General features: G+C 59.3%; 1 protein-coding gene. It reads right to left on the reverse strand.

The features are described from left to right. Nucleotides 1-516: SDR family NAD(P)-dependent oxidoreductase (locus AC1DWT_RS51840; protein ID WP_477926351.1), on the reverse strand; the 516-nt coding region annotated here is incomplete at both ends.

Below are 516 nucleotides of genomic sequence, written 5' to 3' on the forward strand. Positions count from 1 at the left end.
TCTTCTTGAGATCGTCGAATTTCATTCCCATTCGCGCTGCCGTCGCGGCTGTCATCTCGGTCTCGATGAAACCGGGAGCAACGGCGTTGGCGGTAACGCCGAATTTGCCGAGCTCGAGGGCCAGGGTTTTGGTGAAACCTTGCAGCCCGGCTTTGGCTGCGGCGTAGTTCGCTTGACCGCGGTTTCCGAGCGCCGACACGCTCGAGAGGTTGATGATTCGTCCGAAACCGGCCTGAGTCATGTGTCCCTGAACCTCTCTCGTCATCAGGAACGAGCCACGCAAGTGGACGTTCAGGACGGTATCCCAGTCGGTGGCCGACATTTTGAACAGAAGATTGTCGCGGGTTACGCCGGCGTTGTTGACCAGAACGACCGGTTCTCCGAGCTCGGTTGTGATCTTATCCACTGCTTTCTCGACACCAGTTCCGTTGGAGACGTCTGCGCCGACAGCAAGTGCAGTGCCTCCGGCCTGAGTGATCGTGTCGACCACGTACTGGGCGGCGGCCTCCTCGAGGT

The sequence above is a fragment of the Rhodococcus sp. P4_B6 genome, assembly GCF_056402215.1.